The organism is Dyella humi (genome assembly GCF_044904605.1).
Lineage (GTDB): Bacteria > Pseudomonadota > Gammaproteobacteria > Xanthomonadales > Rhodanobacteraceae > Dyella_B > Dyella_B humi.
Window position 1 is genome coordinate 763892 of record NZ_JADIKI010000022.1, and the last position, 23529, is coordinate 787420.

The 23529-nt window shown below is 61.0% G+C and carries 12 protein-coding genes; 3 read left to right on the top strand and 9 right to left on the bottom strand.

What is annotated here, in order from left to right; all coding sequences use genetic code 11:
* Positions 1 to 89: 89 nt before the first annotated feature.
* The 5 genes from ISP18_RS08395 to ISP18_RS08415 form a co-directional block, all read right to left on the bottom strand.
* Positions 90 to 644 carry a hypothetical protein gene (locus tag ISP18_RS08395; protein WP_380009389.1) on the bottom strand — a complete coding sequence of 185 codons (555 nt, stop codon included), beginning with the start codon at positions 642 to 644 and terminating at the stop codon, positions 90 to 92.
* Between the two features lie 28 nt (positions 645 to 672).
* Positions 673 to 1743 (bottom strand): alpha/beta hydrolase family protein, encoded by a 1071-nt coding sequence (locus ISP18_RS08400; RefSeq protein WP_380009392.1) that lies wholly within the window; start codon positions 1741 to 1743, stop codon positions 673 to 675.
* A 40-nt stretch (positions 1744 to 1783) separates the two neighbouring features.
* Positions 1784 to 2458: a hypothetical protein gene (locus ISP18_RS08405; RefSeq protein WP_380009395.1), complete on the bottom strand. Its 675-nt coding sequence runs from the start codon at positions 2456 to 2458 to the stop codon at positions 1784 to 1786.
* Positions 2459 to 2712: 254 nt separating this feature from the next.
* Positions 2713 to 5934, bottom strand: coding sequence for a multidrug efflux RND transporter permease subunit (locus ISP18_RS08410; protein ID WP_380009398.1), 3222 nt, complete (start codon positions 5932 to 5934; stop codon positions 2713 to 2715).
* 11 nt (positions 5935 to 5945) lie between these two features.
* Positions 5946 to 7136 (bottom strand): efflux RND transporter periplasmic adaptor subunit, encoded by a 1191-nt coding sequence (locus ISP18_RS08415; protein WP_380009401.1) that lies wholly within the window; start codon positions 7134 to 7136, stop codon positions 5946 to 5948.
* Positions 7137 to 7604: 468 nt separating this feature from the next.
* On the opposite strand from ISP18_RS08415, the gene ISP18_RS08420 reads away from it, so the two are divergent.
* From ISP18_RS08420 to ISP18_RS08430, 3 genes are all read left to right on the top strand, one after another.
* Complete coding sequence (locus ISP18_RS08420) at positions 7605 to 12527, top strand: NAD-glutamate dehydrogenase (protein WP_380009404.1); 4923 nt, start codon at positions 7605 to 7607, stop codon at positions 12525 to 12527.
* 109 nt (positions 12528 to 12636) lie between these two features.
* The gene (locus ISP18_RS08425; protein ID WP_380009407.1) at positions 12637 to 13398 is read left to right on the top strand and encodes an NAD kinase; all 762 of its coding nucleotides are present in this window, start codon (positions 12637 to 12639) and stop codon (positions 13396 to 13398) included.
* Between the two features lie 118 nt (positions 13399 to 13516).
* The gene (locus tag ISP18_RS08430) at positions 13517 to 14446 is read left to right on the top strand and encodes a 5'-nucleotidase (RefSeq protein WP_380009410.1); all 930 of its coding nucleotides are present in this window, start codon (positions 13517 to 13519) and stop codon (positions 14444 to 14446) included.
* 83 nt (positions 14447 to 14529) lie between these two features.
* Here the strand turns inward: ISP18_RS08430 and ISP18_RS08435 are convergent, their stop codons facing one another.
* The 4 genes from ISP18_RS08435 to ISP18_RS08450 form a co-directional block, all read right to left on the bottom strand.
* Complete coding sequence (locus tag ISP18_RS08435; RefSeq protein ID WP_380009413.1) at positions 14530 to 15417, bottom strand: aldo/keto reductase; 888 nt, start codon at positions 15415 to 15417, stop codon at positions 14530 to 14532.
* A 10-nt stretch (positions 15418 to 15427) separates the two neighbouring features.
* On the bottom strand, positions 15428 to 16867 hold the full coding sequence (locus tag ISP18_RS08440; RefSeq protein ID WP_380009416.1) for an efflux transporter outer membrane subunit: 1440 nt from the start codon (positions 16865 to 16867) through the stop codon (positions 15428 to 15430).
* Positions 16864 to 20172, bottom strand: a complete 3309-nt coding sequence (locus ISP18_RS08445) for an efflux RND transporter permease subunit (RefSeq protein WP_380009419.1) — start codon at positions 20170 to 20172, stop codon at positions 16864 to 16866. The genes ISP18_RS08440 and ISP18_RS08445 overlap by 4 nt, the downstream gene beginning before the upstream one ends.
* 238 nt (positions 20173 to 20410) lie before the next feature.
* A complete protein-coding gene (locus ISP18_RS08450) occupies positions 20411 to 23518 on the bottom strand; it encodes an efflux RND transporter permease subunit (protein WP_380009422.1) in 3108 nt (1035 codons plus the stop codon).
* Between the last annotated feature and the right edge of the window lie 11 nt (positions 23519 to 23529).

Genomic DNA, 23529 nt, shown 5'->3' on the forward strand with positions numbered 1-23529 from the left:
GTTTTATGCAAATGCTTAATTACAGAGCGGCCAGAATGCGTTTCTGGCCGAGTGACGGCAGTAGTGGATCCCATTAATGGGATCGCAATTTACTCCGGCCGCGGTTTGACGATAACGTAGTCGCCGTAACGCTTATCGGCTCGATCGACGCGCGCGCAGAGCCGCCCATCGCAGAGGCGTACATCGGCCTGGTTATAGGCACGCATCAAATCGGCCTCGATTTGGTTGTCGGCGATCACATTACGGTAATGCCAAAACAAACTGCTGCCAGCCACTATCGCCAGCAACATCGTCGCCAACACGCCAATCACTAGCCACCGCAATTTGCGGATAATGGCAGTCATCTGTTCCTGCGATTGCATCATCCCATGCGTGATGCTGTTGATGTGGTTGACGCTATCGGTTACGTGTCGATTGAAATCGCCCAGCGGCTGATTCAATCCGTTATGCACCGCCTTCGCAATGTCGCTCGTAAATTGCCCCAATGTTTGCTGTGCCGCATTTTGCAAAATACTCGGCGTTGCGTTTGCCGTGCGTTCCAGCAGGTCGGCTGCGCGTAGGTTGCTTTGGCTAAGCTCTTGATTGAGTCGAGCCATGCGCTCCATGATCCCGGCGGCTTGAACCAATTTCGTCCTCTCATCCATGTGCTCACCTTATCTCCTCGTAGGATCATCAAAGGCCTAGTACCTTGGTATGGGTTTGTGTCAGTTGTTGTTGTAATTGTTGCTGTGTCTGTTCAAGCTGGGTCTGCAGTCCGATTTGCCGATCTTCCATAGTCACCCGCTCCGCCACCTGAGCATAAAATTCCTGGACGTAATCCGTCTGACCCACTTGCGTCAACGCCTGCATGAATTGCCGGTCATCTCCCTGCATGGCGTTGCAAAGATGGTCGAAGATTTCATCTACACTCCTATTGGCGGCCAATGGTCTGGGCTGGTGCGAGTCCGTTGAGGCTTGTTGCAGCAGCCTGTCCAGGCTCATGTCCGGTGGCATGCCGGGCGGTAGCTGCTCCAGTGCGCGGTGTTGCTCATGTTGCCAGTCCATCATGTAGTTGTGCGTGAGCACAGGAGCCGCGCGGTTATGCATTTTGTCCCAGAAATTGGCGATGCCGTGCGCACCGAATACAGCGCCCGCTTCGCCAAGCGGTGACGGGATATGGTGCTGATGACGCTGATAATCGGCGTAGTCCATGTATTCCACGGTGCGGCCGATCGGCTTGGTGATGGCTGAGACGGGATCGTGATACATGCGATGGTTCACCACCCGCTCCTGCGCGGCTTCCACATCCAACCCTAAGCGCTGGGCCATGCTGGCTGCGCCGTAGGCGTTGAAGGTTTCGGCGTGTACATCCACCGCAGCGGCTTGCAGTTGGGCGAGCGTGCCGCCCAATGAGTGGCCGGTGACGCTGATGTTCGAGAGGGGAATGCCATTCTGGTGCGCGTAATTCATGGTCCAGCGCAGAGTGGCGGAGGCTTCGGGCCATTGCGCCGGTAAGCCCAGCGTGCCCATGCCTAGATCGGTTTGAATATCGTGAATGTCGAGAGGATCGGTACCTTTGTTGGTGACGATCAGTTGGCCGGTGGCGAGATCCTGCACCACGGCACCGCGATAGCCGCTGCCGGATGGCGGTGAAACGTAGCGGACCCGGTATTCGTGAGTATCGCTCTCGATGCGACTACCGGCTACGATTGGATCGTAGATTTTGCTCGAAAGAAAGGCGTACTGCTCATGCGATAGTGGCATAGGTGTCTCCTTGTCCTGATTTCTGACTTCTCAATAAATGCTAGTTCTGCGAATTCGTGCTAGATGCATCCGCCGGATGCATGGGTTCCAGGAAATGATCGAAAAACCCTGGTAAGCGCGGATGCAAGAGTGCTGAGTCCTGCGATACGCGTAGCGTAAGAGGTACCTTGTGGAAAAGCTTCGGCGGATCAGGCCGCGGTTGATCCCAGCACATGTTGGGGTCGGCGCTTACGAATGTGCACACCGTCTTGAATTCGTTACCTGGAGCTATCGATTCACGCCCAAAGGCGGTGGATGCCGCCCACCTTGTGCTTATATGGGTGACCTCAATGCCAAATGAAGAAAACTCCCAGTTGCAGGTCTCGCGGTTGTACCGATCCAGATAGATGGTGAAATCCCCGTACTTCGGATCACTGCTTTCATTGGGGATATCAAATTGCCCGCTGGGATAAACAAAGTTGCCCACCCACCACGAAGCGATATAGCCGCATTCTTCCTGCTGGTTCTGATACAGCCCATCCATCGATAGCCGATAAAGCTTGGCATCGTCCGGATTGTCGAACGATACGTGAATATGCACTGCTTCTTTCGGATGTGGATTGAGCGGCGGTGCACTCAGGTCCTTCTTCTTGGTACAGCCAGCAAGCGCGCAACTTAACAGAACGCCCACTACAACCAGCAGCACTTTCTGGTACAGCTCGTTCAATTCATCCATGGAAGGTACGCAGTAGGATCGAGATCGCTATGGCTTATAGCGCTACGACGAGCAAGAAGAAAGTCGGCGATGCCCTACGGATTATCAGCAAGAGTCCTCGTAGATGGATCGATGTGTATGCGCCGCACTGTGACGTTGCAACACCTTTCATGCAATGCGGGCATGACAACCTGCTTGTCTTCAGAGGAAGTGGGTTTGCAAAAAAAAGCCCCGGCAGTGCCGGGGCTTTTTTTGTTGACGCTTCAGCTTCCGCCTCAATGCCCGCGATTCGTGTCCGGATCGAGCGGCTGCTGGTGATCATGGCGAGCCAATTTATGCGTGGCTTCGTCCATCTTGTCGCCAAGCATGCGGCGCACGCTCACGTAGAACACCGGAATCAGCAGCAGACCGAGGAAGGTGGCGAACAACATGCCGCCGATCACGCCGGTACCGATTTCGTGGCGGGAGTTGGCACCTGCGCCGGTGGACGTCACCAGCGGCAGCACGCCGAGGATGAAGGCCATCGAGGTCATCAGGATGGGGCGCAGTCGCAGGCGAGCCGCGGTGACCACGGCGTCGAACAGCGTCTGGCCTTCGGCCTGCTGCTCCACCGCAAATTCCACGATCAGGATCGCGTTCTTTGCGGCCAGGCCAATCACCGTCACCATGCCGATCTTGAAGTACATGTCGTTCGGGAAGCCGCGCAACATGGACAGCACGACCATGCCCAACAGGCCCAGCGGCACCACCAGCAGCACGGCTACCGGAATCGACCAGCTTTCATACAAGGCCGACAAGCACAGGAACACGATCACGATCGACAGCATCATCAGCAGCGTGGCCGAGTTGCCGGCCAGCAATTCCTGATACGACTGACCGGTCCAGTCCGCGCCGAAGCCCTTGGGCAGGTCGTTATTCACGATGTCCTGCAGGGTCCCCATGGCTTGGCCGGTGGAGTAGCCCTTGTTCGCATCGCCCACGATTTCGATAGCCGGGTAGCCGTTGTAGCGCGTGAGCGAGGGTGCAGCCATGCTCCAGGTGGAGTGCACCACGCTGGACAGCGGAATCATGCTGTACGGACCGTAGGGCGAACTGGTGCTGCTCGACGAAGTCGTCGACGTGGTACTGGTGCTCAGTGTGCTGGGCGTATAGATGTGGCTGAGTGAATCCGTATCCATGCGATACGGCGCATCGGCCTGCACCATCACGCGCTTCACGCGGTCTTCGTAGATGAAGTTGTTGATGTAGACCGGCGCTAGCATCAGCTGGATGGCTGTATACACGTCACTCACCGACAGTCCCAGTGCGCCCGCCTGCACACGGTCGACGGTAAGGTTGTACAGCGGCGCATCCGGCAGGAGGTTCGGGCGGGTGCCGAATAGTGTTGGGCTCTTCGAAGCCTTGCCCAGCAACATGCCCATTGCTTGCGCAAGCTCGCCACGCGACTGGCCGTTGCGTGCCTGCAGATACATATCGAGGCCGCCGAACTGGCTGAGGCCGCGGATCGTCGGCAAGTTCACCACGAAGATTTGCGCCTCGCGAATGCTATGCAGCACACCGTTGGCTTTGAGGATGAAGTCGTCCGCGGTGATCGATCGCTCGCTCCAGTCCTTGAGCTTGATGAACACCATGCCGGCGTTCTCGCTGCGGCCGACGAAGCTGAAGCCGCTGATCTGGTACATGCCTACGTAGTCGTCTTTCAGCGGGCTCTTTGCAAGCGTGTCGTGGACTTCCTTCATGACCTGCTCGGAGCGCTCGAGCGAGGCGCCCGGCGGCAGGCTGACGATAGCCAGTGCGAAGCCCTGGTCTTCGCTGGGCACGAAGCCGGTGGGCAGCTTGGTATAGAGGAAGCCAGCCAGCATGGCGATCAGAGCGAATACGATCATCCAGCGTGGGGCATGACGGATCGCGCTGCCGATGTGGCCTTGATAGACGTGGGTGACCCGGTCGAAGACGTTGTTGAACCAGCGATAGAGGATGTTCTTCTTTTCCTCATGCGTAGGCTTGAGGATGGTGGCGCACAGCGCAGGCGTGAACGACAGCGCGAGGAACGCGGAGAAGCCCATCGACACCGCGATGGTCAGCGCGAACTGCTTGTAGATCACGCCCGTGGCGCCCGGCTGCAGCGCGGACGGTACGAACACCGCCGCCAGCACCACCGTGATGGCTACCACCGCGCCGGTGATCTGGCTCATCGCCTTGCGCGTGGCCTCCTTCGGCGGCAGGTTCTCCTCGGTCATGATGCGTTCGACGTTCTCGATCACCACGATCGCGTCGTCCACCACGATACCGATGGCCAGCACCATGCCGAACAAGGTGAGCTGGTTGATGGTGAATCCCATCGGCGCCAGGCCGATGAAGGTACCCAGCAGAGCGACCGGAATCACCAGGGTGGGGATGATCGTGGCGCGGAAGTTCTGCAGGAAGATCAGCATCACGAAGAAGACGAGGATGATCGCCTCGATCAGTGTCTGCACCACTTCCTTGATCGATACCTGCACAAACGGCGTGCTGTCGTACGGCGCGAACCAGGTGACACCCTGCGGGAAGTCCTTGGACAGTTCGTCCATCTTCGCGCGCACGGTTTCGGCGACGTTTAGCGCGTTGGCGCCCGGTAGCAGCTGGACGCCGAAGCCGCCGACCGGTTGGCCGCTCCAGGTGGAGACGAAGCCGTAGGTTTGCGGACCGAATTCGATGCGCGCGATGTCCTTCATGCGCACCACGGTGCCGTCGGGGTTGGCGCGCAGAATGATGTTGCCGAACTGCTCAGGCGTGGAGAACAGGCCCTCGGCCGACACCGTGGCGGTGAAGCTCTGCCCATTGGTCGCGGGATCGGCGCCCAGCGAACCGGCGGCGAACTGCACGTTCTGGGCAGAGATCGAGTTCTCGACCTGGGTGGCGGAAAGGCCGTAACCCTGCATCTTGTCCGGGTTCAGCCACACACGCATGCCGTACTCGGAGCCCACCTGGAAGGTGCTGCCCACGCCGGGAATGCGTCCAACCTGGTTGATCACTTGCGAGCCGACAATGTCGCTGAGGCGGTTGGAGTCGATCTCCGGATTGTTGGAAATCAAACCCACGAACATCAGGAAGTCCGGGTTGGCCTTGGCCACCACCACGCCCTGCTGCGTCACCGCGGCCGGCAACTGCGGCTGCGCCAGCGACACCTTGTTCTGCACCTGCACCTGCGCGATGTCAGCGTTGGTACCGGTGGCAAAGCTCAGAGTGATCGTGGACGTGCCGTTCGAGTTCGAGGCCGAACTGAAGTACAACAGGTTGTCGACGCCGGTGAGCTGCTGCTCGATCACCTTGGTGACCGTGTCTTCCATGGTCTGCGCACTGGCGCCGGGGAAGGTCGCCGTCACCGTGACTTGCGGCGGCGCGATGTTGGGGTAGGACTCCACACCCATGCCCAGCACCGAGATGGTGCCGACCAGGGTGATCAGGATGGCGACCACCCATGCAAAGATGGGGCGGTCGATAAAGAAACTCGGCATCAGCGCTCTCCTTACTGATGAGCGGCGGCGGGGCTTTGGCCGGCCGGCGTCTGATCAGGCTTCCATGGGGTGGCCTTGGCAGGGGCGCCCGGCTTGACGGCCTGGACTCCCGACACGATCACCTGATCGCCTGCGTCGAGACCGCTGCTGACCACCCAGTCGTGGCCGAGCATGGTGTCGGCCGCCACGCGCTTTTGCGCAACGTTGCCGTCCTTGCCGACGACTAGAGCATAGGCACCGGCGGGATCACGCTGGATCCCGGCCTGTGGAACCAGGAACACCTTGTTGAGTTCGCCCATGTTGGCGCTCAGGTTGACGTACATGCCCGGCAGCAGGCGCCGCTCAGCGTTCGGCACCACGGCGCGCAGGTTGATGGCGCCGGTGGTCGGGTTGACTGAGGTGTCGGAGAAATTGAGCGTGCCTAGCTGATCGTACTTGTTACCGCTGGGTAGGGTGATCTGCACCGTCGTCTTGTCCTGCTCGGCCAACTGCACGTTGCCCTTGGCCTGGGCATGCCGCAGCGTGTCCAGGTCGGCCGCGCTCAGGGTGAAGTTCACATACAGCGGATCGAGCTGATCCACCGTGGTCAGCAGGGTGGAACTGGAGCCTGTGTCCGCGGTGCCGTTGCCGACGATCGCGCCTTCGGTCACCTGCTGCTCGCCGGCGCGGCCGTCGATCGGCGAAGTGACGTTGGTGTAGGCGAGGTTGACGCGTGCAGTCTGCACGTTGGCCTCGGCCTGCTTCACCGCGGCCGCCGCGGAGCGCTCATTGGCCTCATCGGTATCGAGTTGCTGGTGCGAGATATAGCCCTGTGGCACCAACTGGCGATCGCGGTTGGCGATCACGTGGGCATTGGTATAGCTGGCCTGGTTGGAGGCTAGCGCCGCTTCGGCGTTGGCCAGGGCGGCCTTGTAGGGCGCCGGATCGATCTGGAACAGCAACTGGCCCTGCTTCACGTCCGTGCCTTCCGTATAGACGCGCTTGAGCAGCACGCCGGAGACACGGCCGCGCACGTCGGCGCTGCGGTAGGCGGACAGACGGCCCACCAGATCCTTGTTGAGCGGTACGTTCTGTGGCTGGACGTCCACAACCCCTACCGTCGGCGTCGGCATCTGGGGTGGACCTTGTGTCTTGCTGCTGCAAGCGGCTAGTGCCAGCAGGCTCAGGCACAGCACCGGTGTGCGCATTGGCGTCGACTTCATGAGAACTCCATGACTTGCGTAATCGGGTAGGGGGCAGGCGCGATCGGCCCGTTGCCCGGCGATACTGGCCGGAAAAACTTACGTTTATAGGATTAAGGGCTACTTGTCTTGTGTCGTTCGTCCCTGGACGACGGAGACGTGAACAAGACTATACCGGTCAGTTTACAATTTATTCGCTATGGGAATCCAGCCTTTCAGGCAAATGACTCTCGGCACAGGCGGCCCATGCCGCACCTGTGAACAAAACGCCGTCGGGGTGGCGCAATGACAGCGCACTTGAATGGCTTGTTCGCACCTACGTCATCCTCGCATTGCAAGATTGCATGTTGTATGCAGCGCGCCGCTTTCTTGCATGTGCAACGGCGCATGTTGCTGCGCTGCCGATAGATTCGATGCAGTGCGAAGCGTATCCTTTTAAGGCTTTCTGCTCCACATACCCCCATCATCTCAACTTCTTAAGTAGAAGCCATGAATGCGATCCGTGCAGCCAGCGACATCCCCCTTGCGCCTGTCGTGCTTGAAGAACTGAAGAAAAGCGGTTATCCGACCAAGCGCCTTGATGAGGCGCAATTTTTTATCGACGCCTTTTTCGCGCGCATCGCCAGCACCGACGTCGATCTGCACACGCCGGCGGAGTGGGCCGCGGTGATCGCCAGCTTGCTCGATTTCGTGCAGCAGCGCGCCCCCCAGCGCGCCTCGGTGCGCATCACCAGCACGGCGCACGCGGCGCGCAGCGCGGTGGACATCGTTACCGACGACATGCCGTTCCTGGTGGATACGGCAAGCGTGATCCTGTCCGACTACTCGCCGATCCACCTCGTGCTGCATCCGGTGGTGAAGGCGAGCCGCGACGCGAATGGTCAGCTGCAACGCATCGGCGACGAGCACGGCGCGCCCGAGTCGGTGATGCATTTCGAAGTGGATAGCATTCTTGACGAAGCCATCCAGGCGCAGCTGAAGACGCGCATCGAGGACGCGCTGGAAGATGTGCGCGCCGCCGTGCGCGACTGGCGCGCAATGCGCGACAAGGCGTTGTCGATCGCGGCGGATCTGCCCAGCCGCAAGCTGCAACTGGATCCCGCCTCGATCGCCGAAGCCAGCGAATTCCTGCGCTGGCTGGCGGAAGACAACTTCACCTTCCTGGGCTATCGCGAATACGAAGTGGCGAAGGCCGATGGCGACGAAGTGCTGCGCCCCGTCGAAGAATCCGGCCTCGGCATCCTGCACAAGAGCGAGCGCTCGGTGGCGCCGCGTTCGCTGCGCTCGATGGTGGCGCACGATCTGCCGCAGTCGGGTGCTTACGACGCCATCATCCTCACCAAGACCAATGCGCGCTCGCATGTGCACCGCGCAGGCAACATGGATTACGTCGGCGTGCTGAAGTTCGACGCCGACGGCACGCCGGTCTCCGAGCAGCGCTTCCTGGGTCTGTTCACTTCCAACGCCTACATGACGCGCCCGCAGGAAGTGCCGCTGGTACGCCAGCGTGTGGAGGCGGTGATGGTGCGTTCGGGCTTGAAGCGCGATGCGTATTCCGGCAAGGCATTGCGCCACATCCTGGAAACGCTGCCGCCGGAAGAACTGTTCCAGAGCACCGAGGATGAGCTCTTCGCCACCGCGATGGGCATCCTGGAGCTGCAGCAGCGTGCTCGCACGCGGCTGTTTGTGCGTCGCGACCGCTACGGCCGTTTCTTCAACTGCCTGGTGTTCGTGCCGCGCGAGCGCTTCAACACCACGGTGCGCGAGCGTATCGAGGCGATGCTACGCGAGGTGTTCCACGGCGAGAGCCTGGATTCCAACGTGCTGATGGGCGAATCCGCGCTGGCGCGCCTGCACGTCACCGTGCGCCCGCATCCGGGTGATCATCCCAAGTTCAACGTGCAGGAGCTGGAAACGCGCGTGTTGCACACCGTGCGCAACTGGCACGATGGCCTGCGCGACAGCCTCATCGGCCAGGCAGGCGCCGCGCACGGCGTAGCGCTGTTCAACCGGTTCGACAAGCTGCTGCCAGCCGGCTATATCGAAGACGTGGCGCCGGAGCAGGCCGCGCTGGATGTGATCGCGCTCACCACGCTCAAGAGCGACGACTCGATCCATCTGCATCTGTATGAAGACGCGCGCGACCAGAGCCTGCGCTTCAAGGTGATCCATGTCGGCGCGCCGATCTCGCTGTCCGATGCGCTGCCGATGCTGGAAAACATGGGCGTGCGTATGCTCGCGGAGCACGTCTACACGCTGGAGAGCGAAGGTCGCACACTCACCATTCACGATTTTGAACTCAAGACGAAGTGGCCGCTGGCGTTCGACCTGGCGCATCTGCGCGATCGTTTCGAACGCGGCTTCGAGGCGCTGTGGCGCGGCGAAGCCGAAAGCGACGGCTTCAACAACCTGATGCTGCTGGCGCAGGCCGACTGGCGCCAGGTGGCGGTGCTGCGCGGCTACTGCAAATACCTGCAGCAGGTGGGCATCGCCTTCTCGCAGAGCTACATGGAAGAGACGCTCAACCGTTATCCGGCTATCGCGGGCCTGTTGATCGAACTGTTCAACGCCAAATTCGATACACGTCGCGAACTGCTTTCCACCGACGAGTTGGAAAAAGCGCAGGCCGATCTGCGTCGCGAGATGCAGGCGCTGATCCCAGCCGAGACGCAGAAGGCCAAGCCGGAGCTGATCGACGGCATCGTCAACGCACTGGCGGATAAGCGCGACCAGCAAGTGCACGTATTGTGGCAAGCGCTGAAGTCGCTGCTGGACGACGTCGCCAGCCTCGACGACGAGCGCATCGTGCTCAGCTTTATGAACACCATTCGCGCCACGTTGCGCACCAGCTTCTTCCAGAAGTGGGAGGGTGCGCATCGCCATTACGTCAGCTTCAAATTCGATTCCAAGCAAGTGCCGGATGCGCCCAAGCCGGTGCCGTACCGCGAGATTTTCGTGTACTCGCCGCGCGTGGAAGGCGTGCATCTGCGTTTCGGTCCTGTCGCGCGCGGCGGCTTGCGCTGGTCCGATCGCCGCGAAGATTTCCGCACCGAAGTGCTGGGTCTTGTCAAAGCACAGATGGTGAAGAACACCGTGATCGTGCCAGTGGGCTCGAAGGGCGGCTTCTTCGTCAAGCATCCGCCGGTGGGTGGCGACCGCGATGCGCAATTGGCCGAAGGCATTGCGTGCTATCGCCTGTTCATCAATGGTCTGCTCGACATCACCGACAACCTGGTGGAAGGCAAGGTAGTGCTGCCGCACGACGTGGTGCGTCACGATGATGACGATCCGTACTTGGTGGTGGCGGCCGACAAGGGCACGGCGACGTTCTCCGACATCGCCAATGCGATCTCGATCGAGCACGGCTTCTGGCTGGGCGATGCGTTCGCTTCCGGCGGCTCCAACGGCTACGACCACAAGGGCATGGGCATCACCGCCAAGGGCGCGTGGGAATCGGTCAAGCGTCATTTCCGTGCGCTGGGCCGCGATTGCCAGAGCGAAGATTTCACCTGCGTTGGCATCGGCGACATGTCGGGCGACGTGTTCGGCAACGGCATGCTGCTGTCCCGGCATATCCGCCTACTGGCTGCGTTCGACCATCGCCACATCTTCCTCGACCCCAATTCGGATACGGGCAAATCCTTCGCCGAGCGCGAACGCATGTTCAAGCTGCCGCGTTCGAGCTGGGACGACTATGACAAGTCGTTGATCTCCACCGGCGGCGGCGTGTGGCCGCGTAGTCTGAAGTCGATTCCGATTTCGCCGGAAGTACGCACCGCGCTGAGCCTGAAGGCCGACGTGCAGCATCTGTCGCCCAACGAACTGATGAGCGCGATTCTCAAAGCGCCGGTGGATCTGTTGTGGAACGGCGGCATCGGCACTTACGCGAAAGCTGCCAGCGAAACGCATGCGGATGTCGGCGATCGCGCCAACAACGCGCTGCGCATCAACGGCGCGGAACTGCGTTGCAAGATGGTGGGTGAGGGCGGCAACCTCGGCTTCACGCAGAAGGGTCGCATCGAAGCGGCGCAGCACGGTGTGCTGCTCAACACCGACTTCATCGACAACTCCGCTGGCGTGGATACGTCCGACCACGAGGTGAACATCAAGATCCTGCTCGGCGATGCCGTGCAGCGCAGCGAGATCACCATCGAAGATCGCAATCGCCAATTGGCGGTCATGACCGACGAAGTTGGTCAGCTAGTGCTATGGGACAACTATCGCCAGAACGAGGCCATCACGCTGATGGAGCGTCAGTCGGTGAAGCGTCTGGGCTCTATGGCGCACTTCATCCGCACGCTGGAAAGCGAAGGCCTGCTCGATCGCCAGGTGGAGAATCTGCCCAGCGAAGCGGAGCTGACCGAACGCAAGACGCGCGGCCAGGGCCTTACGCGCCCGGAGCTGTCGGTGCTCCTGTCCTACGACAAGATTCGTCTCTTTCAGCAATTGCTGGATTCGGACGTGCCGGAAGACCCGTACCTGTCGAAGGAACTGGTGCGTTACTTCCCGCGTCCACTGCACGAGAAGTACGCCGCGCATATGCAGCGCCATCGCCTGAAGCGCGAAATCATCGCCACTGCGGTGACCAACTCCACCCTCAACCGCATGGGCGCCACCTTCATGATGCGCATGCAGGAAGACACGGGGCAGGGGCCGGCAGCCGTTGCCAAGGCATACACTGCGGCCCGCGAAATTCTCGGCGCGCGCGAGTTGTGGGCGGAAATCGAAGCACAAGACAGCAAGGTGGCCGAAGGCACCCAGGTCGACGCGATCATGCAGGTCTGGTCGCAGCTGCGCCATCTCACGCGCTGGCTGCTCAACCGCCCTGGCGGCACGCTGGACATCGCCGCGAACGTGCAACGCTACCAGGCTGCCGTGGCCGAACTCAGCGCCACACTGCCCGACACGCTGACACCGGCTGGCAAAGCGGATTTCTCCACCAGCCAGGAAAAATGGGAAGGCCTGGGGCTGCCCACCGACCTCGCACTGCGCTTGGCCAAGCTGCCGGAACTGCGCTCCATGCTCGACATGGTGGAAGTGGCGCAACAGACCGGTCAGTCGATCACCAAGATCGCCAACGTGTTCTTCGAACTAGGGCAGGCGCTCGATCTGGAATGGCTGCGCGGTCAGATTGAAGCCCTGCCGGTGGAAGGCCACTGGCACGCGCAAGCCCGCGGCTCGCTGCTGGACGAGCTCAGCCACCAGCATCGCGCGCTGGCCATCCAGGTGCTGGCGTTGAACGGCGACAGCAAGAACGTATCGCCGGTGCAGGCATGGCTCGATCGTGACGACGCCACGCTCAAACACACCCGCAGCATGCTGTCGGAGATCCTCACGCAGAATGCGGATTACCCGATCGCGTCGGTGGCGGTGCGGCGTTTGGCGCAGTTGGCACAGGTGCCGGTGGCTTGATGCTCTTAAGCCCTCTCCCTTCCGGGGAGAGGGTTTGGGTGAGGCATAGTCAGCTCACTTCACCTGTCGTAAGCTCGATTGTCTAAAGCTCTCAGATGGACCTCTAGCCATGCGCCTTGCGTTCGTCGCCAGCGAAACCAGCATTGCCCAGCAAGCGCGCCGCAAACTTGTGGATCGCTACGGCGATGTGGCGGCCACTGACGCCGAGGTAATCGTCGCGCTCGGCGGCGACGGTTTCATGTTGCGCACCTTGCATGCCCACCGCGCCATCGGGGTGCCGGTGTATGGCATGAAGCTGGGTCGCGTCGGCTTTCTGATGAACAAGCACAACCTCGACGAGCTGCCGGAACGCATCGCGCGCGCGCATGCCGCGGAGTTGTTTCCACTGGAGATGGAAGCAATCGACGGTGATGGCCAGACGCGCCTCGCGCTCGCTTTCAACGAAGTATCGCTGTTGCGGCAGACCAACCAGGCCGCGCATATCGAGGTGAAACTCAACGGCATCGTCAAGCTGCCGAACCTGACCTGCGACGGCATCCTGGTTTCTACGCCAGCCGGTTCCACCGCTTACAACCTTTCCGCGCACGGCCCGATTCTTCCTCTGGATGCGAACGTGCTGACGCTCACGCCGATCAGTCCGTTCCGCCCGCGGCGTTGGCGCGGCGCGATCCTGCCGCATCGCACGTTGGTAAGCCTGCGTGTGCTCGATCCGGGCAAGCGGCCGGTGAGCGCCACCGCCGACTTCCTCGAAGTGCGCAACGTGCGCACGGTGGAAGTGCGCCAAGCTCGCGAGCAAGGCGTACGGCTGCTGTTCGATCCGGAACACAATCTCGAGCAGCGCATCCTGGACGAACAATTCGCCGCGGACTGATGTAGGTTGGGGTGAGCGCTCGCGAACCCCAACATCGCCATGCTATGCCGCCACACGTGTGTTTGGGTTCGCTTACGCTCAACCCAACCTACCGAGCTTTTGCGGTAAATTGACGCTCATGACGCGTCCCACCAAAACCGCCCACGATCCCAGCGTGCCCAGCGACAACAGGCTCGTCGTCGCTATCTCCTCGCGTGCGCTGTTCGACCTAGGCGACAGCCATGCCTTGTTCGAGCGGGAAGGGCTGGATGCGTACCGCGGTTACCAAATCGAGCACGAGAACGAAATCCTGCCGCCGGGCGTGGCCTTTCCGCTGGTGCAGAAGCTGCTCGGCCTCAACAAGCTGGCTGGCGATGTACCGCCGGTCGAGGTGATTCTGTTGTCGCGTAATTCCGGCGACACTGGGCTGCGCATTTTCAATTCCATCCAGCACTACGGACTGGAAATCAGTCGCGCTGCCTTCACCAGCGGTGCGCCGACGTCCGACTACATTGCGCCGTTCAAGACGGATCTGTTTCTTTCGGCCAATGCCGAAGATGTCGGCCGCGCGCTGAAAGCTGGCGTTGCCGCCGCGACGATCCTGCCTTCCACCGCCGCACCGCGCGCCAGCGAGCAGTTGCGCATCGCTTTCGACGGCGATGCGGTGATCTTCGGCGACGAAGGCGAACGCGTGTCGCGCGAAGAAGGGTTGGAAGCGTTTCACCGCAATGAAACCGAACTGGCCGAACAGCCACTGTCGGTAGGGCCGTTTCGTGGATTCCTCAGCGCGGTGCATCGTTTGCAGGCAGCGTTTCCTGCAGAGAATTCTCCTATCCGCACCGCACTCGTCACCGCGCGCTCCGCGCCGGCACACAAACGTGTGATTCTTACCTTGCGCCGCTGGGGCGTGCGTATCGACGAAGCGCTTTTTCTCGGCGGGCGTGACAAAGGGCCGTTTCTGGATGCGTTTGGCGCGGACATCTTTTTCGACGATTCACCGTCAAACGTAGAGTCGGCGCGCAAACATGTGGCAACGGGGCATGTGCCGCATGGAGTAAGCAATCCGTAGGCCGGATGCTCTGTAGGCTGGGATGCAAATCCCAGCCTAGTCGCCATCGCCATGCTGGAATTTGCATCCCAGCGTACGAGGGCTCAGGGTACTGAATGCCCTTTGCTTGCCGTCCAGATCGCATACCAATCTTCGGTATCGAGCTGCACTTTCAACGCAGCGACCGCATCGCGCAAACCTTCGATACGGCTTGTTCCCGTAATCGGATAAGGCCGCGACGGATGCCGTAGCACCCATGCGAAAGCGAGCGTGGTCAGCGAGATGCCATGGCGACTAGCGATCGCGGACATCTCAGCACGCACCCGCTGCGCCTGCTCATCCACGCTGTTGAACAGCCGCCCGCCTGCTAGCGGCGACCAGATCATCGGCCGCAGACCCAACTGCTGCGCCTGGTCGAGCGTGCCATCGTCCAATGCGCTCATCTGCAGCGGCGACAATTCCACCTGATTGGTGACCAGCGGATGCTGTTGATGCAACAGTGAGAACTGACTGGTGCTGTGATTGGACACGCCCCAATGCGCCACTTTTCCTTCCCTGGTAAGCGCCGCGAAGGTTTCCGCCAGCGGGGCGGCGTCCATCAGGTAGTCAGGGCGGTGGATCAGCACCAGATCCAGTTGCTCCGTGTGCAGATTGCGCAGCGATTGTTCCACCTCCGCTCTTACGTACGCTGCGCTGGTGTCGTAGTAATTGATGCGATACGGCTTCTGCGAGGAACGCAGGCGAATGCCGCATTTCGTCACCAGTTGCATGCGTCCGCGTAGATTAGAAGTGGCCTTCAATGCTTCGCCGAAGAGCGATTCCGCGCGGTAATCGCCGTAGATGTCCGCGTGATCGAACGATGTGATGCCAAGCTCCAACGCTTGCTCGATCCATCGCACGCGATCCTGCACGCTCAACTGCCATTCGGTGATGCGCCACAGTCCGGCGACGATGGGCGATAGTTCGAAGCGATGCGTATTATCGATGGGCATGAGAATGGGATCAGCGTTCAGCGGTGGATTTTTGCGAGGCATTGAGTTCGTCGGCCGACCAGCCGCCGCCCATGTCGCCGATCAACGATACCGTATCGAGCAGGCGTTGTTGTGTAATGCTCAGCGCGCTCTGCTGTGCGCTCAACTGGGTGGCTTGCGCTGTAGCGGCGGTGGTGTAGTCCACCGTGCCGGCCTGGTATTCGTTGAGCGCGATCTGCGCGCCTTGCGTGGCATTGCTCACGACGGCGTTTTGCACGTCCGCCTGTTGCGCGAGGATACGCAGGTTCGACAGATCGTCTTCTACGTTCTGCAGGGAGGTCAGCACGGTGCCGCGATAGTTGGCCACTGCGGCCTCATAAGCTGCTTTGGCGGCGGCCACTTGGCCGTGCCGCGCGCCGAAGTCGAACACGGTTTCACTGGCGTCGGCGCCCAGCGACCACACGTGATTGGCGACGTGCAGCAATCCCGCCAGCGGCGTTTGCGAAAAACCATCGGCGGCCGATAGCGTAAAACTCGGATAGTAGGCGGCCACCGCGACGCCGACTGCCGCATTCTGTGCCGCCATCTGCCGTTCGGCCACCGCAATGTCGGGACGACGTTGCAGCAGGGTAGAAGGCACGCCGACGGGCATCGTCGGCAGTGTCGGCAAGCTTGTGCTGTGCGGAATATCCAGCTCTTCCGGATTCTTGCCGACTAGCACAGCGATGGCGTGCACGTACTGTGCACGCGCGATGCCGAGCGCGATCAGACTGGATTTCGCGCTTTCCAATTGCGTGCGCGCAGTAAGCACATCAGAGGGTGGCGTAGTGCCCGCGGCGCCCTGGTTTTCGACCACGCGCAGGTATTCGGTGTAGGCGTCCACGGTTTTCTGCAGCAGATCGATATCGGCATCGCTCACACGCAGTTCGATCAGCGCATCGGCCAGCGAGACCTGTTCGGACAGCGTAGCGTTAGCCAATGTCGCCTGGCTGGCCTGCGCGGTCGCTTTGCTCTCCTCGACGGAGCGCCGCACCTTGCCCCACAGATCGGGCGCCCAGCTTACGTTTCCTTCCAGCGAGCCGGATGTGCTTATCGCGCGTTGCGAGGAGCTGCTGCCAGTACGTTGCTTGGTTGCCGAGCCAGTAACGCCGAGCGTAGGAAACAGCGATGCGCGCGCCACCTGCACTTCGGCCTGCGCTTGCTGATAATTGGCGTACGCCTGCTGCACGGTTTGATTGGAGACGGATACCATCGGCTCAAGCTGGTTGAGCAGCGGATCGTTGAAGGTCGTCCACCATTCGCCCTTGGGCGCTTCGCCCGCTTCCGGCGTGGCAGCGGTCCAGCCGGGCATCTCCTTGTATTGTGTGGGAACGGACACCTGCGGACGGTGATAGTCCGGGCCGACCATGCAGCCGCCGAGCAACACTGCCAGCGATGTGGCAAGAACTGTATGCAAAGTCTTCATATTCATGCACTCACGTCCGATCTGTTCCACGGCAGGGTGGCCGACCACCGTGCGAGTCTTGCGCGCAGGCGGTCGAGATACAGGTAGATCACCGGTGTCGTGTACAGAGTAAAAACCTGGCTGAGGATCAAGCCGCCCATCACGGTAATACCGAGTGGCTGGCGCAGCGAGGCGCCTTGTCCGATGCCGACGGCCAGCGGCACCGCGCCCAGCACGGCGGCCGCCGTGGTCATCATGATCGGGCGCAGACGTATCACCGCGGCATCGTGGATGGCTTTGACCGGATCGTGGCCTTCATCGCGCTGCAGGCGGATCGCCACGTCGATCATCATGATCGCGTTCTTCTTCACGATGCCGATCAGCAGGATGATGCCGATCATCGCGATCACCGAGAACGGCGTACCGAAGATCAGCAGGGCCAGCGTGGCGCCGATACCGGCCGAAGGCAGTGTTGAAAGGATGGTGATGGGATGCACGGTGTTCTCATAAAGAATGCCGAGCACGATGTACACCGCACCGAGCGCGGCAAGAATCAGCAGCGGCATGGTCGACATCGACTGCGAGTACACCTGCGCGGCGCCAGCGGTGGCGCCGTGAATCGATGCTGGCATGCCAATTTCTTGCATAGCCTGTTGAATGGCCGACAGCGCATTGCCCAGCGAGCCACCGGGAGGCAGATTGAACGAGATGGTGCCGGCCACCAGTCCGCCCTGATGATTCACCTGCGTGGCAGTGTGATTGCTCGTGTAGCTCAGCATGGTTGGGAACGGCACCATGGTTTCCGCCGAGGTGCTGTCGGCACTGCCGCTGGAAGTGCCGCCCTTGGAATTGGAAATGGCGTTGGTGAGCTGGTTCGCCTGCGCATCGGCATTGAGCGAACTGGTGTTTGAGGTGGAACTGCTCGACGTGCTCACTGCGGAATAGCTCGGCACAGCCTTGATCGTGCTGGACGACATCTGCGTCTGCTGCGTGCCGGAGGGATTGCCGGCCGCTTTGCTGAAGTACATGCGCTCGAGCATCTGCGGGTATTGCCAGTATTTAGGCGCGACTTCCATCACCACGTAATACTGGTTGAGCTCGTTGTAGACGGTCGACACGGTGCGTTGGCCGAACGCGTCGTACAGCACGCTGTCGATCTGATTGGGCGCGAAGCCGTAGCGCGCCATCGTGGCACGGTCGAAGTTGACATACGTCTGCAAGCCGTTCTGCTGGAGGTCCGAATTCACGTCCTGCAGCTGGTTGCGATAGTTGCCAAGTTCGGCGATCAGTTTGGGAACCCAGGTGTACAGCGCCGTGGGATCGTCGCTGGTCAACGTGTACTGGTATTCGGAAGCGGATTGCCGGCCGCCGATGTGCAGATCCTGCGCCGCCTGCAGGAACAGTTTCGCTCCGGAAATCGCATTGAGTTTGGGACGCAGGCGGTCCACCACCTGCGCCGCCGAGAGCTTGCGCTGGGCCAGCGGTTTCAGTTCCACGAACAGGTTCGCGGTATTCAACGCGCGGCCGCCGGTGAAACCTGCCACCGAGGCGACGGCCGGATCCTTCTGCACGATCGATTGCAATTGCGCCAATTTCTTTTCCATCGCCTGGAAGGAAATGCTTTGGTCGGCGATGATCTGGCCCATCAGGATGCCGTTGTCCTGTTCCGGGAAGAACGTCGACGGCAGCAGCTTGAACAGGAACACGTTGAGCACGAGCAGGCCGATCAGCGTCAGGCCAACCACCCATGCATGGTCGAGTACCGCGGTAAGAGAGCGCGAGTAGGCCTGTTTGAAGCGCTCGAACTGCTTTTCGTACCACACCGCCCACCGCGCCTTGGAATGCATCGCTGCGCCGGGGCGCAGCAGATAGGCCGCCATGGTGGGCGTAACCGTCAGCGAGATCACCATCGACAGCAGGATGGCGACCGACAGCGTCACCGCGAATTCGTGGAACAACAGACCAATGATGCCGGGCATCAGCAGGATCGGCAGGAATACCGCGATCAGCGACAGGCTCATCGAGATCACCGTGAAGCCGACCTCGCCGCTGCCCTTGAGCGCCGCCTCGCGCACATCCATGCCTTCTTCTACATGGCGCACGATGTTTTCCAGCACCACAACTGCGTCGTCGACCACGAAGCCAGTGCCGATGGTGAGCGCCATCAACGAAAGATTGTCGATGCTGTAGCCCAGCAGGTACATCGGCCCAAAGGTGCCGATAATCGAAAGCGGCAACGCCACCGACGGAATCAGCGTGGCGCGCGGCGATTGCAGGAACACGAACACCACGCCGATCACCAGCAATACGGCGATGAACAGCGAGCGTTCCGTATCGCCCACCGCCGCGTTGACCGATACCGAACGGTCGATCGCCACGCCGACCTTGATGCTGCTGGGCAGGGTGGCTTCGATCGAGGGCAGCACGGTGCGGATCTGCGCCACTGTCTTGACGATGTTGCTGCCGGGTATGGGATACACGATCACCAGCACCGCGGGCTTGCCGTTGTACAAGCCCATGTTGCGGAGGTTTTCAGCGGAATCTTGGACGTCGGCCACGTCGCGCAACTGCACTGGCGAGCTATTGCGATAGGCGACGATCAGATCGCGATATGGGGCGGCCTTGTTGATCTGGTCGTTGGACGTAACTTCGTAGCGCAAGCCGTCCTGGTCGATATGGCCCTTGGCGCTGTTCGCATTGGCGGCGCTGATCGCCGCGCGCACGTCCTCCAGGCCGATGCCGTAGCTGTTCAATTTGTCCGGCTCCAGCTCCACGCGCACCGAGGGCAGGGCGCTGCCGCCCAGCGTGATCTGGCCTACGCCGTCGACCTGCGACAGCTGCTGCTGGATGACTGAATTGGCCGAATCGTAAAGCTGCGCGCGCGTAAGCGTATCGGAGGTGAGCGCCAGCACCATGATCGGCGAATCGGCTGGGTTGTATTCGCGATAGGAGGGATTGCTGCGCAGCGTGCTCGGCAGATCTGCGCGCGCCGCCTGGATCGCAGCCTGCACGTCGCGCGCGGCGCCGTTGATGTCGCGATCGAGGCCAAACTGCACCACGATCTGCGCCGAGCCGACGAAACTGGTCGAGGTAAGTTCGGTGACATCGGCGATCGCGCCCAGGCGCTTTTCCAGCGGCTCGGCAACGGTGGAGGCCATGATGTCGGGGCTCGCGCCGGCCATGCTCGCCTGCACCACGACGACCGGGTACGTAACGTTCGGCAGCGGCGCCACTGGCAAGCGGAAATACGCCAGGCTGCCGGAAAGCAGGATGGCGATCGCCAGCAGGGTGGTGGCGACGGGGCGCTTGATGAAGAGGGCGGAGATGTTCAAGAGACATCACCCGCTGCGATGACCACGTTCCCTCTCTCCTCCGGGGAGAGGGTTAGGGTGAGGGGCCAGTCTTGCCTGTAACTCGAAACATGCCACGTAGGTTGGGGTGAGCGAACGCGAACCCCAACATCGGCATGCATGCGTATCCGTGATGGGGTTTCTCGCGAGGCTCGCCCCTCACCCCAGCCCTCTCCCCGGAGGGGAGAGGGGGCCAGAGCGCTATACGGCACGAACATCGTCACGGCGCACTATCCCCAGCCGCCAGCGACGGTTTGCGACTAAACCGCTGCGCCAGCCGATCGAAGAACAAATAAATCACCGGCGTGGTGAACAACGTCAGCAACTGGCTGAGCGTCAAACCGCCGATGATCGCCAGGCCCAGGGGACGCCGCAGTTCCGAACCGGTGCCGGTGCCGAGCAGCATCGGCAGCGCGCCGAGCATGGCCGCCAGCGTGGTCATCAGGATCGGACGGAAACGCAGCAGTGAGGCTTCGAAGATCGCTTCCGCCGGCGGCTTGCCGTGATCGCGTTCGGCTTCGAGCGCGAAGTCCACGATCATGATCGCGTTCTTCTTCACGATGCCGATCAAGAGCACGATGCCGATGATGCCGATGATGTCCAGATCTGAGCCGGCAATCATCAACGAGAGCAGTGCGCCGATGCCGGCTGAAGGCAACGTCGACAGAATCGTCACCGGATGGATGAAGCTTTCATACAGCACGCCGAGCACGATATAGACCGCGATCAGCGCGGCGATCAGCAGATACACCTCGCTGGACAGCGAATCCTGGAATGCCTGCGCTGCACCCTGGAACGACGAGGTGATCGACGCAGGCAGCTGCACCGCTTGCTCGGTCTGGTTGACCTCGGCGACCGCCTTGCTCAGCGAAGCGCCGTTGGCCAGGTTGAAGGAAATGGTGACCGACGGGAACTGCGCCAGATGGCTGATCACCAGCGGCGACTTGGTGACTTCGATTTTCGCGATCGCCTTCAACGGCACCTGGCCGCTGCTTGCCGTTTGGCTGGGCAGGTACAAGTCGCCCAGCGATTCCAAGGTTGGCAGCTTTTCCGGCTTAGCGACCAGAATCACGCGGTACTGGTTCGATTGGTTGAAGATGGTCGACACGATGCGCTGGCCGAGCGCGTCGTAAAGCGCATTGTCGATCGTCGCCGCGGTAATGCCGAAACGCGCCGCCAGTTGGCGATTCACGTTGACGTTGACGCTCAAGCCTTCGTTGTTCAGATCGCTGGTCACGTCGGTGATCGAAGTGATCTGCTTCATGCGCTCGATCAGTGCCGGCACATATTGCTGGAAAGCTTGCTGGCTGGGGCCGCGCAGCACGAACTGATATTGGTTCGGCGAGACGGTGGTATCCAGCGTGAGGTCTTGCTCGGGCTGCAGATACAGCTTGATGCCGGGCACGTGCGCCACTTCATCCTGGATGCGCCGCGCGATCGTGGCGGCGGTTTCCGAGCGATCGTCGCGCGGTTTGAGGTTGATCAGGAAACGGCCGTTGTTGAGCGTGGTGTTCGAGCCGTCGATGCCCACGTAGGACGTGAGGTTGGTGACATCCTGGTCCTTCAAGATCGCCTCGGCCAGTTGCGCTTGGCGATCTACCATGGTGCTGTAGGACACGGAGTTGTCGGCAATACTGATGCCTTGCAGAACGCCAGCGTCCTGCACCGGAAATAGGCCCTTCGGTATCACGATGTAGAGGATTGCGGTGACGGCCACTGTCACGACGAAGGTGACCAGCGTGGCTCTCTGATGATCCATCACGAAGCGCAGCCCGCGCTCGTATGCATGCAGCAGCTTGTTGAAGAGTCCTTCGCTGATCCGTTCGAAGCGGCTGGGATGGCGCTCGGCCTGCGCGCGCAGAATGCGTGCGCAAAGCATCGGCACCAAAGTGAGCGACACCACGCCGGAGATCACGATGGTGATTGCGAGTGTGACTGCGAATTCGCTGAATAGCCGTCCGATCACACCGCCCATGAAAAGTAGCGGAATCAACACCGCGATCAGCGACACGGTCAGCGACAGAATAGTGAAGCCGATTTGTCCGGCGCCGATAAGCGCTGCGTTCAACGGCGTTTCACCTTCCTCCAGATAGCGCACGATGTTCTCGATCATCACGATCGAGTCATCCACCACGAAGCCGGTGGCGATAATCAGCGCCATCAGCGAAAGGTTGTCGATGGAGTAGTTGAGCTCGTACATCATCGCCAGCGTGCCGATCAGCGAAACCGGCACGGAAATGCTGGGAATGATGGTGGCGGGCAGGTTGCGCAGGAATACGAAGATCACCAGCACCACCAGCACCACCGCCAGCACCAGCTCAAACGCTGCGTCGGCGACCGAGGCGCGGATCACGCCGGTGCTGTCGTTGACGATCTCCACGTGCATGCCGGCGGGCAGGGTGGATTCCAACTGCGGCAAGATGCGCGTGATCTGATCGACCGTGGCGATCACGTTGGCGCCGGGCTGGCGCTGTACATTCAGGATGATCGCCGGCGTGGTGTTGTACCAAGCACCTTGCTCGGTGTTCTGCGCGGACTGCGTGACGCGTGCGACGTCGCGAAGGTACACCGGCGCACCGTTTTGATAGGAGACAACTGTTTCCAGATAATCCTTCGGGTCCTGGATCTGGTCGTTGCCGTTGATGGTGTAGTCGAGTTCCGGTCCGTCGAAGTTGCCCTTCGGCTGGCTCACGTTGACGTTGGCCAGTAGTGAGCGCAGATCGTCGATGTTGAGCCCGTAGGCGGCGAGTTTCTGTGGATCGGCTTCCACGCGCACGGCTGGCACGTTGCCGCCTGAGGGCGTGACCAGGCCCACGCCGGATACTTCAGAAATTTTGGTGCCCAGGCGATTGTTCGCCACGTCTTGAAGCTGCGGCAGCGACATCGATTTGGACGTGACCGCCAGCGTGAGGATTGGCTGGTCGGCCGGATTCACTTTCGCGTAGGTCGGCGGCGCGGGTAGGCCGCTGGGCAGCAGACTGTTGGCGGAATTGATCGCCTCCTGCACGTTCTGCTCGGCCACGTCGAGGTTGAGCGCGAGGTCGAACTGCAAGGTGATGATCGATGCACCGGCCGAACTGTTCGACGTCATCTGCTGCAGGCCAGGAATTTCGCCAAGCTGCACTTCCAGCGGCGCGGTGACCGTGGTGGCCATCACCGACGGACTCGCACCGGGATAGAAAGTTTGTATCTGGATGGTCGGATAGTCGACGCTAGGCAGCGACGAAACCGGCAGAAAGCGCATCGCGACCAGGCCCACCAGCACCAGCGCGATCATCAGCAGCGACGTCGCGACGGGCCTGAGTACGAACAGGCGTGAGATATTCATCGGATCACACG